The organism is Halopolyspora algeriensis (genome assembly GCF_003337235.1).
Taxonomy (GTDB): Bacteria; Actinomycetota; Actinomycetes; order Mycobacteriales; family Pseudonocardiaceae; genus Haloactinomyces; species Haloactinomyces algeriensis.
In genome coordinates this window covers 1-12,550 of the sequence record NZ_QPJC01000023.1, presented here as the reverse complement: position 1 = coordinate 12,550, position 12,550 = coordinate 1, and the positions used below count along the sequence as shown (strand labels likewise).

Annotated in this window: 9 protein-coding genes; 3 read left to right on the top strand and 6 right to left on the bottom strand. The window is 67.4% G+C overall.

The window, feature by feature from the left end:
* Nucleotides 1-2: 2 nt before the first annotated feature.
* Nucleotides 3-161, bottom strand: coding sequence for a hypothetical protein (locus DFQ14_RS21955; RefSeq protein ID WP_158546742.1), 159 nt, complete (start codon nucleotides 159-161; stop codon nucleotides 3-5).
* Nucleotides 162-171: 10 nt separating this feature from the next.
* Nucleotides 172-966, bottom strand: a complete 795-nt coding sequence (locus DFQ14_RS21075; RefSeq protein WP_114455092.1) for an enoyl-CoA hydratase-related protein — start codon at nucleotides 964-966, stop codon at nucleotides 172-174.
* A gap of 219 nt (nucleotides 967-1,185) precedes the next feature.
* Here DFQ14_RS21075 and DFQ14_RS21070 point away from each other — a divergent pair, with 219 nt between their 5' ends.
* The gene (locus DFQ14_RS21070) at nucleotides 1,186-2,631 is read left to right on the top strand and encodes an MFS transporter (RefSeq protein WP_420810210.1); all 1,446 of its coding nucleotides are present in this window, start codon (nucleotides 1,186-1,188) and stop codon (nucleotides 2,629-2,631) included.
* 39 nt (nucleotides 2,632-2,670) lie between these two features.
* Here the strand turns inward: DFQ14_RS21070 and DFQ14_RS21065 are convergent, their stop codons facing one another.
* From DFQ14_RS21065 to DFQ14_RS21055, 3 genes are all read right to left on the bottom strand, one after another.
* Nucleotides 2,671-4,095: an amino acid permease gene (locus DFQ14_RS21065; RefSeq protein WP_170206330.1), complete on the bottom strand. Its 1,425-nt coding sequence runs from the start codon at nucleotides 4,093-4,095 to the stop codon at nucleotides 2,671-2,673.
* A gap of 150 nt (nucleotides 4,096-4,245) precedes the next feature.
* Nucleotides 4,246-6,366: a catalase gene (locus DFQ14_RS21060; protein WP_114455089.1), complete on the bottom strand. Its 2,121-nt coding sequence runs from the start codon at nucleotides 6,364-6,366 to the stop codon at nucleotides 4,246-4,248.
* Nucleotides 6,367-6,455: 89 nt separating this feature from the next.
* Entirely contained in the window at nucleotides 6,456-6,944 is a 489-nt protein-coding gene (locus DFQ14_RS21055; protein ID WP_114455078.1) for a VTT domain-containing protein, read from the bottom strand.
* Between the two features lie 272 nt (nucleotides 6,945-7,216).
* Here DFQ14_RS21055 and DFQ14_RS21050 point away from each other — a divergent pair, with 272 nt between their 5' ends.
* Both DFQ14_RS21050 and DFQ14_RS21045 read left to right on the top strand, forming a co-directional pair.
* Complete coding sequence (locus tag DFQ14_RS21050; RefSeq protein WP_114455077.1) at nucleotides 7,217-8,704, top strand: acyl-CoA synthetase; 1,488 nt, start codon at nucleotides 7,217-7,219, stop codon at nucleotides 8,702-8,704.
* Nucleotides 8,697-10,049 carry a carboxyl transferase domain-containing protein gene (locus DFQ14_RS21045; protein WP_114455088.1) on the top strand — a complete coding sequence of 451 codons (1,353 nt, stop codon included), beginning with the start codon at nucleotides 8,697-8,699 and terminating at the stop codon, nucleotides 10,047-10,049. Before DFQ14_RS21050 ends, DFQ14_RS21045 begins: the two co-directional genes overlap by 8 nt.
* A gap of 91 nt (nucleotides 10,050-10,140) precedes the next feature.
* Here DFQ14_RS21045 and DFQ14_RS21040 read toward each other — a convergent pair whose 3' ends face one another.
* Complete coding sequence (locus DFQ14_RS21040; RefSeq protein WP_246195401.1) at nucleotides 10,141-11,778, bottom strand: high affinity choline transporter 1; 1,638 nt, start codon at nucleotides 11,776-11,778, stop codon at nucleotides 10,141-10,143.
* Between the last annotated feature and the right edge of the window lie 772 nt (nucleotides 11,779-12,550).

Here is a 12,550-nt window from a genome sequence, read left to right as displayed (position 1 = left end):
CGTCAGTGGGTGTCGACCAGCCGGCCGGAGATGTTGCGGTTCAGCCGCTCATCGTGCAGGTTCCATGCCACGTCCCCGTCGCTGATCACGCCGGTCAGGCGCCGGCTTTCGAGCACCGTGCCGACTGGGCCCGTCTCGAGGTGGCCGACAGTGAGGACCACGGGACTTCTGTCACTCCAACGGGGGAAACTGCGGTGGCCGCTTTGCGCGGTCGCTTCGCTTGCTCTCCGTATCGGCGGATCCGCGCAGCGCGGCCATCATGCGTTCCCCCGAATCGGAAACAGCGGTTTCCAGGCCGGTGTCCAACCCGCTGTAGATTTGCTGTTTGATCTCGGCCATGGCGGCAGGAGAGCACTCGGTGGCCAGGGTGTGGGCGTAGCTCAACGCTGCCTCGAGCACGTCGCCACGGGGCAGTACCCGGTCGACCAGGCCCAGTTCCCGTGCTTCGGTGCCGGGCAGGGTCCTGGCCGACAGCAGCAGGTCCAAGGCCGTGCTGAGCCCGACCAGCTTCGGCAGGAGCCAGGCGATACCGTGCTCGGCCGCCAGCCCGCGCCGGCTGAAAGCCGTGGTGAACGTCGCGTCTGCTGCCGCGAACCGGACGTCGGTGAACAGTGCGGCGACGAGTCCGACCCCGGCCACCGTCCCGTTGATGGCGGCGATCACGGGCTTGCGCAACCGGATCGGCAGGGACGGTGAATGATCACTCCGGGGATGACCGTCCGTTCCGGGAGGGCCGGCGGCGGCCACGTCGGCCCCGGCGCAGAAACCGCGCCCCGCACCGGTCAGGACGATCGCGCGCACGTGTGGATCCTGCTCGGCCCGTTCGAGGAGTTCGACGTAGCGATGTTGCATGTCCGGAGTCCAGGCATTGAGCTGGTCCGGACGGTTGAGAGTCAGCAACAGCACCGCACCGCGATGCTCGGCCAGGATCTCGGGTTCTGTTCCAGCGGTATCCTCTTCCGGCACACCGATCACCTCCGCGGTGGAACACCCGCAAGCTACCCATACGTGATACACGTCTCAAGCGTGTCGGGGTCGATGATCGCAAGTTCAGTCTTTCGGTCTCCCGTTGTCCGGCAACCTCTGCCTCCGCGGGGGAGCAGGATGCTCACGAGGCCGAATGTGGCGAGCGCCGGGGCCGCGTGCTGAGCTGGGGCCTTGTGAATCCGCACGGTGACAGGCGAGGTGATCGTGACCGGCTCGACACGATTCGCCGGCGATCAGGCGGAGGCCAACCGGTGGCACGTTCTGGCCCTGTGTCTGGTCGCCGGCTTCATGACCTTGCTCGACGTGAGCATCGTCAACGTGGCACTGCCTTCGATCCAGCGGGGACTCGAAGCGCCGCCCACGGCATTGTCCTGGGTGGTCTCCGGCTACGCTCTGACCTTCGGGCTGGTGCTGGTGCCCTCCGGCAAACTCGGCGACGAGCGTGGACGCAGCCGGATGTTCATCGCCGCGCTGCTTGCCTTCACGGTCTCCAGCGTGCTGGCAGGCGTGGCAGTGACTCCGACGTGGCTGGTCGTGGCCCGACTGCTGCAGGGAGCGGCAGGCGGCCTGCTCAATCCGCAGGTGCTCGGTCTGATCCAGCAACAGTTCCGGGGACCCGAACGCGGCAAGGCATTCGGCTTGTTCGGTGCGGTTGTGGGGATCTCCACCGCGGTCGGGCCACTGACGGGTGGTGTGATCATCCAGTTGGCAGGCGAGGAATCCGGGTGGCGCTGGGTGTTTCTCGTCAACCTGCCGATCGGCCTGCTGGGAGTGGTGTTCGCGTGGCGGTTCCTGCCACGCGACGTGCCCCGGGGGCGTTCCCGCAGTATCGACGTCGTCGGCATCGTGCTGCTCGGTGCGGGCATGGTCTGCCTGCTGCTGCCTCTGGTGGCCCAGGAGAGCCGGGGAAGTACGACCTGGTTGTTGATGGGTGCGGCTCCGGTGCTGCTGGCACTGTTCGTTGTCCGGGAGCACCGCTACCGGTTGCGCGGGCATACCCCGCTGGTGGACCTGCGCCTGCTCAGAATCCGCACGTATGCGTTCGGAAGCACGCTCGGCCTGCTCTACTTCGCCGGGTTCACCGGCATCTTCTTCGTGCTGGCGGTGTACTTTCAGCGCGGGGTCGGTTATACGGCGCTGCAGGCGGGTCTGGCGCTGACGCCGTTCGCCGTGGGATCAGCGGTGTCCTCGGCCATCGGGGGACGGATCGTGCCCCGGTTCGGTCGCCGACTCGTGCTCGTCGGTCTGGTGGGGGCACTGGCCGGGCTGCTGGCCACCGATCTGGTGCTGGCAACCCACCCCGGTGCGAATGCTGGCCTGCTCACGGCATTGCCACTGCTGGTGGCCGGAACCGGAAGCGGACTGGTCATCTCACCGAACCAGACGGTGACGCTCAGCGAGGTCGACGTCGCTCACGGCAGTACGGCGGCCGGAGTGCAGCAGACCGGTCAGCGCATCGGTGCCGCTCTGGGCACCGCCACCGCTTCGGGACTGTTTTTCAGCCGCCTCTCCGATGCCGGCTACGGCAGCGCGGTCTCCACCGGACTGGTCGCCTCGGTGTCCTTCGTCGGTGCCGCTCTGCTGGTGTGCGTGGCCGAGTTCGCCACCGACAGGCGGCGCTCGGCACGAGGCAGTTCCGAGTGAGCGGAACGTTCGTTACTTCTATGGCGGTGAAAGTTCCGTTCACTCCTTTCCGGGGGTGACTCGGGCGTTTCTGTAGCCGTAGAGGAGGTAGATCGCCAAACCGATCGCCAGCCACACACCGAATCGCAACCAGGTCAGGACGTTGAGGTTCGCCATCAGGTACAAGCATGCCAGCGCGGTGGCGATCGGCAGCCACGGCGACAGCGGCACCCGGAAGGGACGCTCGAGTTCCGGCCTGCGGTAGCGCAGCACCGGTACGGCCAGGGCGACGATGAAGAAGCCGGACAGCGCCCCGATACTGACCATGTCCGCGAGCTCGGTGATCGGGACGAACCCGGCGATGAGCATGATGAGCACCGCTCCGCCGATGGTCACCCGGTATGGGGTGCCCCACCGGGGGTGCACCCGTGAGAGCGTGTGCGGCAGCAGTCCGTCCCGGCTCATGGCGAAGCCGATCCTGCCGATGGTGACCAGCTCGACCATCATCACCGAAGTCAGGCCGAGGATGGCGCCAATACCGACCAAACCCGCGATCCAGGGGGCACCCACGGATTCGAAGGCCGCAGCGATCGGCGCACCGACGTTGATGTCGCGGTAGTCGACCATGGCTGTGAGCACGAAGGACACCGCGACGTACAGCAGGCTGCACAGGGCCAGGCTCCCGAGCAGCCCGACCGGCAGGTCCCGCTCGGGGCGTTTGGTCTCCTCCCCGAGGTTGGCCAGCGACTCGAACCCGGTGTAGCCGAAGAAGACGATCGCGGCGGCGGTGAGGACACCGCTGATCCCGTACATCGACTGCTCCAGCCCCAGAGCGGCGTTGAGCAGGGGCTGGTCGTAGACGGTGGCACTCGATGCGGCGGGCTGTGCGGGCGGGATGAACGGGACGAGGTTCGCCGCGTTGAAAAAGAACAGGCCGGCCACGACGACCAGCACGCACACGGCGACTTTGAGAACCACCAGCGCGTTGGTGACCCAGGAGGACTCCTGGATCCCCGCCACAGCCACGGCCGCGAGGACCGCGATGATCAGTATCGCCCCGATGTTGACCGTGGAGTCCTCACCGAACCACTGCTGGGGCAGGTTGAACAGGTTGGCGACGTAGCCCGACCAGCTGCGCGAGACCACCGACGCGCCCAGGGCGAATTCCAGGAGCAGGTCCCAGCCGATGATCCAGGCGAAGATCTCGCCCAGGGTGGCGTAGGCGTAGGTGTAGGCGCTGCCCGCGGTCGGGACGGCGGAGGCGAGTTCGGCATAGCACAGCGCGGCCAGCGCCGCCACGATACCGCCGATGACGAAGGACAGGACCACACCCGGCCCCGCGTGCTGCTTCGCCTCGATCCCGGTGAGCGTGAAAATGCCGGAACCGATGATGATACCGATCCCGAAGCCGACCAGGTCCTTTGCGGACAGCCGGCGCCGCAGTCCTCCACGCTCGCCCCGTGCGAGGACGGCGTCGACGGGCATCGTCCGCAGCAAGCTCACACCGAAACCATAGATACTCATCGCACGGCCGGCCCGGTGCGCGCCGGGACAGCGTCCACCTCTCGGCAGCGCACCGGCGGGCCGGCAGGTCTCGCGCGCGGGTGACGTGGTCGTCGCCCACGCACGACCGGATCAGGCAGGCACGGAATCGGTCTTGCGCTCCCACACCCGGTGCCCGGCCAGGACGGTGGCGAACTGCTCGAGGAAGTCCGCGGGCAGTGAGCCGTCGGTGTGGGCGGCTGTGACCACACCCTTGTCGGTGGCGGCCGCATCACTTCCGGCGCGGGGAATGTTGCCGACCCCGGCGCGCTGCAGCAGAGCGATACCTTCCTCACAGGCGGCGATGGGTTTGGCGTGCTTGTAGGCTTCGGTGACGAAGTGGACGGCGTAGCCGTCCCCCGACAGCGCGTTGACGCTCTCGCTGCCGCCCGGCACGATCACCGCGTCGTAGAGCACCGAGGCCACGGTGTTGATCGCCCGGTCGACTCGTACGTCGGCGGCATCGGCGGAGTGGATCGTGCCGTCCTGCAAGCCGAGGACGTCGGGGATCGCGCCTCGCTCGGTCAGCCCCTGGCGGATCTGCTCGACCTCGGCGGCGTCCACTCCCTCGGCGACCAGCACGGCCACTTGCCGAGTGGCGATGGTGTCCTTCACCGTGTTGGTCTGGCTCAGCGCCGGGGAGCTGCGGCCGTGATTGGTCGTTGCCGCCTCGGCGGGCGGTGTGACCCCGATACCGCGAGCGACCCGGACGGCCAGATCGTGGTCGACGTGGTTGAGGTGCTCCACCACTCCCTCGCGCACGTGCATGTGGTCGACCTTGCCCAGTTCGAACCGGTACGCCGCGACGATGTGCTCCTGTTCCCAGTCGCTCATGCTGTTCCAGAACAGGGTGGCCTGGCTGTAGTAGTCCTGGAAGCTCTCGCTGCGCTTGCGGATCTTGGCGCCGTCCACTTTCTCCTGGTAGTGCGCGAACGCGCCGTTGTCGGTACCCGCCAGTACCGGGCAGCCACCGGAGAGGCTGTTTTTGAAGTAGCTGGTGCGGCTCTGGTGGACGCGCATCTGGCCGTAACCGTCCCGCTGGTTGTTCGAGACCTCGGCGACCGGCCGGTTGGTCGGCAGTTGGGCGAAGTTCGGCCCGCCCAACCGGATCAGCTGAGTGTCCAGGTAGGAGAAGTTGCGGGCCTGCAGCAGCGGGTCGTTGGTGAAGTCGATGCCGGGCACGATGTTGGCGGTGTGGAAGGCGACCTGTTCGGTCTCGGCGAAGAAGTTGTCCGGATTGCGGTTGAGCGTGAGCTTGCCGACCGGCTGGACCGGGACCTCTTCCTCGGGGATGATCTTCGTGGCGTCGAGCAGGTCGAAGTCGAAGTCGAACTCCCGGGATTCGTCCACGAGTTGAACTCCGAGCTCCCACTCGGGATACTGGCCGGACGCGATCGCGTCCCACAGGTCACCGCGGTTGAAGTCCGGGTTCTTGCCCGCAATTTTCTGCGTCTCGTCCCAGACCAGCGAGTGAGTGCCCAGCATCGGTTTCCAGTGGAACTTGACGAAGGTCCCCTTGCCCTCGGCGTTGACGAACCGGAAGGTGTGCACGCCGAAGCCCTGCATCATGCGGTAGCTGCGGGGGATCGCACGATCCGACATCAGCCACATCATCATGTGGATCGTCTCGGGTTGCAGCTGCACGAAGTCCCAGAGCGAGTCGTGGGCGGAGGCGCCCGTGGGAATCTCGTTGTGCGGTTCCGGCTTCACCGCGTGCACGAAGTCCGGGAACTTGATCCCGTCGTGGATGAAAAACACCGGCATGTTGTTGGCGACCAGATCGTAGTTGCCCTGATCGGTGTAGAACTTGGTGGCGAAGCCGCGCACGTCGCGGACGGTGTCGTTGGACCCGCGCGGTCCCTGCACGGTGGAGAACCGGGTGAACACCGGAGTCTGTTTCTGCGGGTCGGTCAGGAAGCGGGCGACGGTGTAGTCCGACAGCCAGTCGCTGTAGGGCTGAAAGAAACCGTAGGCACCGGAACCCCGGGCGTGCACGACTCGCTCGGGAATGCGCTCGTGGTCGAAGTGGGTGACCTTCTCCCGGAAGTGGAAGTCCTCCAGCAGCGTCGGGCCGCGTTCGCCGACGGTCAGGGCATCGTCGGTGTGATCGACTCGTACCCCCTGGTCGGTGGTGAGGTAGGTGTCCTGCGGATCCTTGCGGTTGTGCTGATCGAGCTGCTCTTGCTTGTCGTTGGACTGGGACTGCGATGTCATGACTACCTCCGGATCGACGGACACCTGCGGTTGCAGGGTTCCCACTCCGGGTGGCGTCTATGCTGGGATCGAGCAGAGGCGGGCGATACTCAGCCGAACGCGGGAAGCTGCTGCAGCAGTTCGGGAGCGCCCGCCACGAGCAGGAAGTGGATGGTGCGGCCGACCGCGCTGACACCGAGAAAGCCGAGCCAGGACAGCCCGGCCGCTCCCGAGACGAAGCACATCAGGGTGAACGGTGGCACACCCGTGATCGCTCCGAGCAGCAGTACGCCCAGGCCCCACCACGGGCGCTGCTGTGATCGGTGGTGAAACCGTTCCATCCACGACGCCCAACGGCTGCCCCGCTCGGCCCGAGCCATGCTGCCGAGTCGTCTGCCGAGGGTGATACTTCCCCGCCCGGCCAGGAAGAACAGCGTCTTGCCCGCGAGCTGACCGACAGTGGCGGCCAACGCGAGCGCCCACCAGGACAGGCCGTCGACAGTGGAGAGCACACCGATCAGGTAGAGCTCGATGTTGACCACCGGGAAGACGCTGCCGAGGGCGGCGGTGCCCAGGGTGGCCAGCAGCCAGCCGGTCATCGGGCGTCCTCGTTCACCGGGATGGACGATCCCCCTGCGAGGATCGGCAGGGGACGAATGGCCATCGACACGGGACTCCGGGATCGGGCGGGGTCGGCCGTTCGAGGATACAGACGGTGACTCCGGTTTCCTACGGCGCGGGATACCTCAGTCCGGACGCATGAGGAGTGCTGTTGCACACCGTGCGGGACTACGGTGCGGTGCTCGGGTGCCCGCCGTGATGGAGTGGAGCCCGACCCGGGGCCGGCGTCGAGAACACGGAGGTGATCGGCATGGGCGAGTCGCTGCTGCCCGAACTGCGCGAACCGGACGATCGGGAGGCGATCCGGTTCGCCGAGCGCGCGCTGAGCTATACCGAGCTCGCCGCCGCGGCGGCCCGCATCGCCGAGGGCATCGGCCCGGCCCGGCGCGTGGCCGTCCGGGCCACGGCGAGCGCCGAGACGTGCGTCGCCGTGGTCGGAGCCCTGTGCGCCGGCGCAGCGGTCGTGCCGATCAACCCGAAACTGGGGCGGCGCGAGCTCGAACACATCACCGCCGACAGCGAGCCGGAGCTGGTGCTGGGTGAGCCGGACGCCGACATCCCAGACGCGCTGGCCCCGATCCCGTTCCACCCGGTCGACCTCGCCACCATCCGCTCGGGTCCTGCGCTCGCCGACCGAGCGTTGCCTGCCGAACCGCCCGAGGAGTCCCCGGCCTTCATCGTCTACACCTCCGGGACCACGGGCCCTCCGAAGGGTGTGGTGCTGCCGCGGCGGGCGGTTCGTGCCAATCTCGATGCCGTTGCCGAAGCATGGGAGTGGACCGGACGTGACGTGCTGGCGCAGGCACTGCCGCTGTTCCACGTGCACGGACTGATTCTCGGGATGCTCGGGCCGCTGCGGTTGGGGGGCAGCCTGCATCACCTGGGCGCCTTTTCCGTGCAGGCCGTGGCCGACGCGCTCGCGGGACCGGCCACGATGCTGTTCGGCGTTCCCACCATGTACAGCCGAATCGCCGATGCCGCCGAACGGGATCCGGACACGGCCCGGGCCGTGGGCCGAGCCCGGCTGCTGGTGTCCGGATCGGCTCCGCTGCCCGCGGTCGACCATCAGCGGATCGCGCGTTCGACCGGAAAGCAGGTCGTCGAGCGGTACGGCATGAGCGAGACGATCATGAACTGTGGTGTACGCGCCTCGGGGGATCGCAGGCCGGGATACGTGGGAAGGCCGTTCGCCGGCGTCGAGCTCAAACTCGTCGACGAACGGGGCGAGGAGATCACCACCAGTGACGACGAGACGGTCGGGGAAATCCTCGTGCGCGGTTCGAACCTGTTCACCGGATACCTCAATCGTCCTGATGCCACCGCAGAGGCGTTCACCGACGGCTGGTTCCGCACCGGAGACATGGCCACTCGCGCGCCCGACGGCTACATCCGCATCGTGGGGCGCAGCGCCACCGACATCATCAACAGCGGCGGATACAAGATCGGCGCCGGTGAGATCGAAAACGTCCTGCTGGAACATCCGGGCGTGGCCGAGGTCGCCGTGACCGGGGAACCGGACACCGACCTCGGCGAACGGATCGTGGCCTGGGTCGTGGCCGCCGAGGGACGATCCTCCGACGGCGAGGCTCTCACCGAGCACGTTGCCGAGCTCCTCACACCGCACAAACGCCCGCGCCGGGTGCGCTTCGTGGAGGCACTGCCGCGCAACGAAATGGGCAAGGTCATGAAAAAGGCCCTGGCCGATCGTGGTGAGCCCGGCCGAGCCGACCATGGTTGAACCCACCGGCACCCGCGCTCTGATCGAGCGGCTTTGCACCCGTTTCCGGGAATGGCAGCCCGAGCACGTTCCCGAAACCGGGCAGGACGGCCCGTTGAACTGGCCGGGTTACGACGAACAGCGCGCACTCGCCCGCAAGCGCAGCGGCGCCGACGAGTCGGTGGTGTGCGGCCACGCATGGATCGGTGCGCAACCGGCGGTGCTCATCGCTTTCGAGTTCGGTTTTCTCGGCGGCTCCGTCGGCCACGAGTCCGGTGCGCGCATCGTGTCGGCGTTCACCCGGGCGCGCCGACTGCGCATTCCGGTGGTGTCGCTGGTGGCCTCCGGCGGCAGCCGGGTGCAGGAGGGAATCTGCGCCCTGCGTCAGCTTCAGGAGATCACCAGGGCGTGCCTGCAGAACAGGAAAGCCGGATTGCCGCACATCACCGTGCTGCGGAATCCGACCACGGGAGGAATGTGGGCCTCCCTGGCGGCTGGAGCGGACCTCGTGCTGGCTTCCCCGGAAGCCGCGGTGGCGTTCGGGGGAAGCCGTGTTCGCAGCCGGGACGAGCCGGATGACGCGGCGTTCACCGCGGAAGGCAAATTTGCCGCGGGCCAGGCCGATCTCCTGGTCGCCGACTCCGAACTCGCCGAGGTGCTGACCACGGCGCTGACCCTGCTCGGCCCGGGGCGGTCGACGCGGTCACCGGAACCCGCCGAGGTCCCCGCCGCACTGGGACGAGCCCCTCTTCCGGACAGCGGCTGGACCGCTGTGCAGCGGGCACGAGCGCCCGCGCGGCCCCGCGCGGAGGCGTACCTGGACGACTACTTCACCACCCGGTTGCCGATCAACGGCGACCGGGCGGGAGGAACCGACACGGGAATGTGGTGTGGTTTCGGTGAGCGCCACGGCCGGACGGTCGCGTATGCCGCACAGACGGGGACCGCGACCGCTCCCGCCGGTTTCCGGACGGCCACACGGGTGATCCGGCTGGCGGACCGGTTCGGCATGGCCGTGCTGACGCTGGTGGACACTCCCGGTGCCGCCAACACCGCAGAAGCCGAGCGCGACGGTGTCGGCCCGGCCATCGCCGAGCTGTTCACGGCCGTGGCCGAAGCCACGGTCCCGGTCACGACCCTGGTGATCGGTGAGGGAGGATCGGGTGGCGCCCTGGCCCTGGCAGCGCCGGAACGAACCTGGATCACCCCCGATGCCTACTTCGCGGTCATCGCACCGGAGGCCGGAGCGGCGATCCTCAAACGCGGCCACGACGACGTCGCCGAGGTGGCCGACCGTTTCCGGCTTCGCCCCCAGGACCTGCTGGAACTGGGCTTCGTCCGCGGTATCGCGTCGCCGGTCCGGTAGGTCGGTTTCCGGGGCGGATTCCGTCGTATCGCGCGGGCACGGTGAGCTCCTCGTGTCCCGCCGGCGAGGAAGCCGGCGGGACACTCGAGCGCTATGCGGGCTGGTCCTCGCGTTCCTGCGCAAGGTCCTGACCCCAGGCCCGCCGTTCTTCCGAATCGGGCTCCAGCGCCGCCATCGACACCGGCGTACTGACCCGCCGGGTCAGCCAGGAGACGACCAGGATGGTGATGAGGCCCGCGGCCATCGACACCGTGCGGAACGGGAAGAGCACCGCACCGTCCTCATACCACGGCCACGGCAGGAACGGGGTCAATCCGAACACCGGTGAGCCACCGGAGAGCCGCAGGAAGAACGCGACGAGGAACCCGGACAGGGCTCCGATCCGGTTGGCGAACGGCACGAACAGTGCGCACACCAGCATCGGGAACAGCAGGACGTAGATCAGATCACTGGCCAGGTACCACAGCTGGTACACGCTGGCAACGTTGAGCGCCAGGATGGTCGCCGCGGCGCCGATCACCACGATCAGACGGCGAATCACCTTCTGCACCTGCTGTGCCTCGGCGTTCGGGCGGATCAGACGGCGGTAGACGTTCCAGCCGGTCACCGACGACGCCGACAGCACCGAGGAATCCACGCTGGACATGACGGCTGCCGCCAGGGCACCGAGGCCGAGTGCGGACACGGCGGTGGGCAGCAGGTAGCGCAGTACGTAGGGCAGTGCCAGTGACGGGTTCTCCAGCGGCGGGGCCCCCTCGGCCTGGAAGTTGGCCGCCGTCGCGATCACGCCGATCAGCACCGCGGGCACGGCGGCGAGAAGGGACACCGCACTCGCGCCGATGGACAGGCGCCGGGCGACTTCCGGCGTGCGCGCCGACAGGACGCGCTGGAAGTAGACCTGCCAGGGGATGCCGCCGAAGACCAGCAGCAGGCCGGAATCCCACCAGTTCCAGTACATATGCCCCCATGCCGGGTCGTCCCAGCCGGTCAACGGGGGGAAGAGTGCGGCGTAGGAACCGAAGTCGAGGGTGTAGTTCGACCAGGCATCACCCAGTCCACCGACGCTGGCCGCGGCGAACGGAATCGCCACGCCGAGACCGATGAAGATCACCACGATCTGTACGACGTCGGTGATGGCCACCGACCACATGCCGCCGACCACGGTGTAGGCCACGGCGATCGCGGCAGACAGGATGATGGAGACGTTGAAGTCCAGCCCGATGATCGTGCCGAACGTGGTGCCCAGCGCGGTGAGGATCGCGCCGGTCCAGAAGATCTCACCGAGCACGGCGGGGATCGCACCCAGGCCCGCGGCCCGCTTGCCGAACCGGATGTCGATCGGGTCCAGCATCGTGGTGAACCGGCCGCGCCGCATCTTCTTGGCGAAGAAGAGGCCACCGATGAGCAGACTCAACGCATAGCCCCACGGCGCCTGTGCCCAGGCCAGGCCGTCGAAGAAGGTGGCCTCGGCGGTACCGCTGATGTAACCGCCACCCACCCAGGTGGCCGTCATGGTGAACACGCCGATCCACAGCGGCATGTTGCGTCCGGCGACCAGGGTGCCGGCCAACCCACTGGTACGACGGGCGGCAACGAAGGCCCCGAGCCAGTAGAACAGGGCGTAGAACACCAGCATCGCGATCAAGCCGGGCCAGGACACATCGGGTTGCGCGATGGCGACATAGCCCAGGGCAATCCCGAGTACGACAATGAAGATTCCGACCTTCAATGCTCCGGTATGTCGCCCGAAACCGGATGGTCGCCCGCTCGTCGCGGTGTCCGTCTCTCTTTCCGCAGGCACGTTCGTCCTTTCCGTTCTCTCGTCGCGGTATGCGGAGAACGATAGCCACCGAAGGCGTTCGTGTACAGATGTACTAGTGGAGCGCGGTGAAGGGAGCCCGTCTCGTACAGGTGGGCGACCTACTCGGCCGTAGCTCGAGCGGACGGGTTGTGCCTGCCGCTGCCGCTGCGCGGATATGGCAAAAAGTCCCTGCTCAGCGGCTTTTTCAAGATGCGTGGCGCATGTTCGTGCCGGTGTTGCACGACACCGCCGTGCTCGGTGGAGATCCCGAAGGGCCTGTTGCCGGTATCACGCCTCGCTCGGTGCCGACCACGCCGAGTGCTCTCGGCACTCGGCGCAGATGACGCACGGCGGGTGTTCCCGTGGTAACCCGTTGTGGCGACGTCTCGGAAATGCGTGTCGCGGAAACGAAAGAAATGGGAGCACCTTTTGGAATTGTTCGAGAAGAGGTCGGACAACGAGGCGCTCACCGGGTCCGCCGGAATGGTGCTTTTCTTCCGGGCCGGTAATCGAAGATGCGTGAACGGCCGGCGGTTCCGGGGGCACCGGTACCTCCCGATCCCGGGAAAGTACCGGTGCCCGCCCCGGAGTTCGACAGCGAGCCTCTCAGAGCCTGTTCCTAATCTGGTTTGATCAGGCGTTTGCTGGTGAGTCGGATCATGGCCCAGCGGACCATGGCTTCGTGGTGATGGGGTAAGCG

Excerpts from the sequence above, each read along its gene's own strand:
- DFQ14_RS21045 (WP_114455088.1), top strand. The coding sequence starts at position 8,697 with ATGGTTGAACCCACCGGCACCCGCGCTCTGATCGAGCGGCTTTGCACC.
- DFQ14_RS21050 (WP_114455077.1), top strand. The coding sequence starts at position 7,217 with ATGGGCGAGTCGCTGCTGCCCGAACTGCGCGAACCGGACGATCGGGAG.
- DFQ14_RS21060 (WP_114455089.1), bottom strand. The coding sequence starts at position 6,366 with ATGACATCGCAGTCCCAGTCCAACGACAAGCAAGAGCAGCTCGATCAG.
- DFQ14_RS21055 (WP_114455078.1), bottom strand. The coding sequence starts at position 6,944 with ATGACCGGCTGGCTGCTGGCCACCCTGGGCACCGCCGCCCTCGGCAGC.
- DFQ14_RS21065 (WP_170206330.1), bottom strand. The coding sequence starts at position 4,095 with ATGCCCGTCGACGCCGTCCTCGCACGGGGCGAGCGTGGAGGACTGCGG.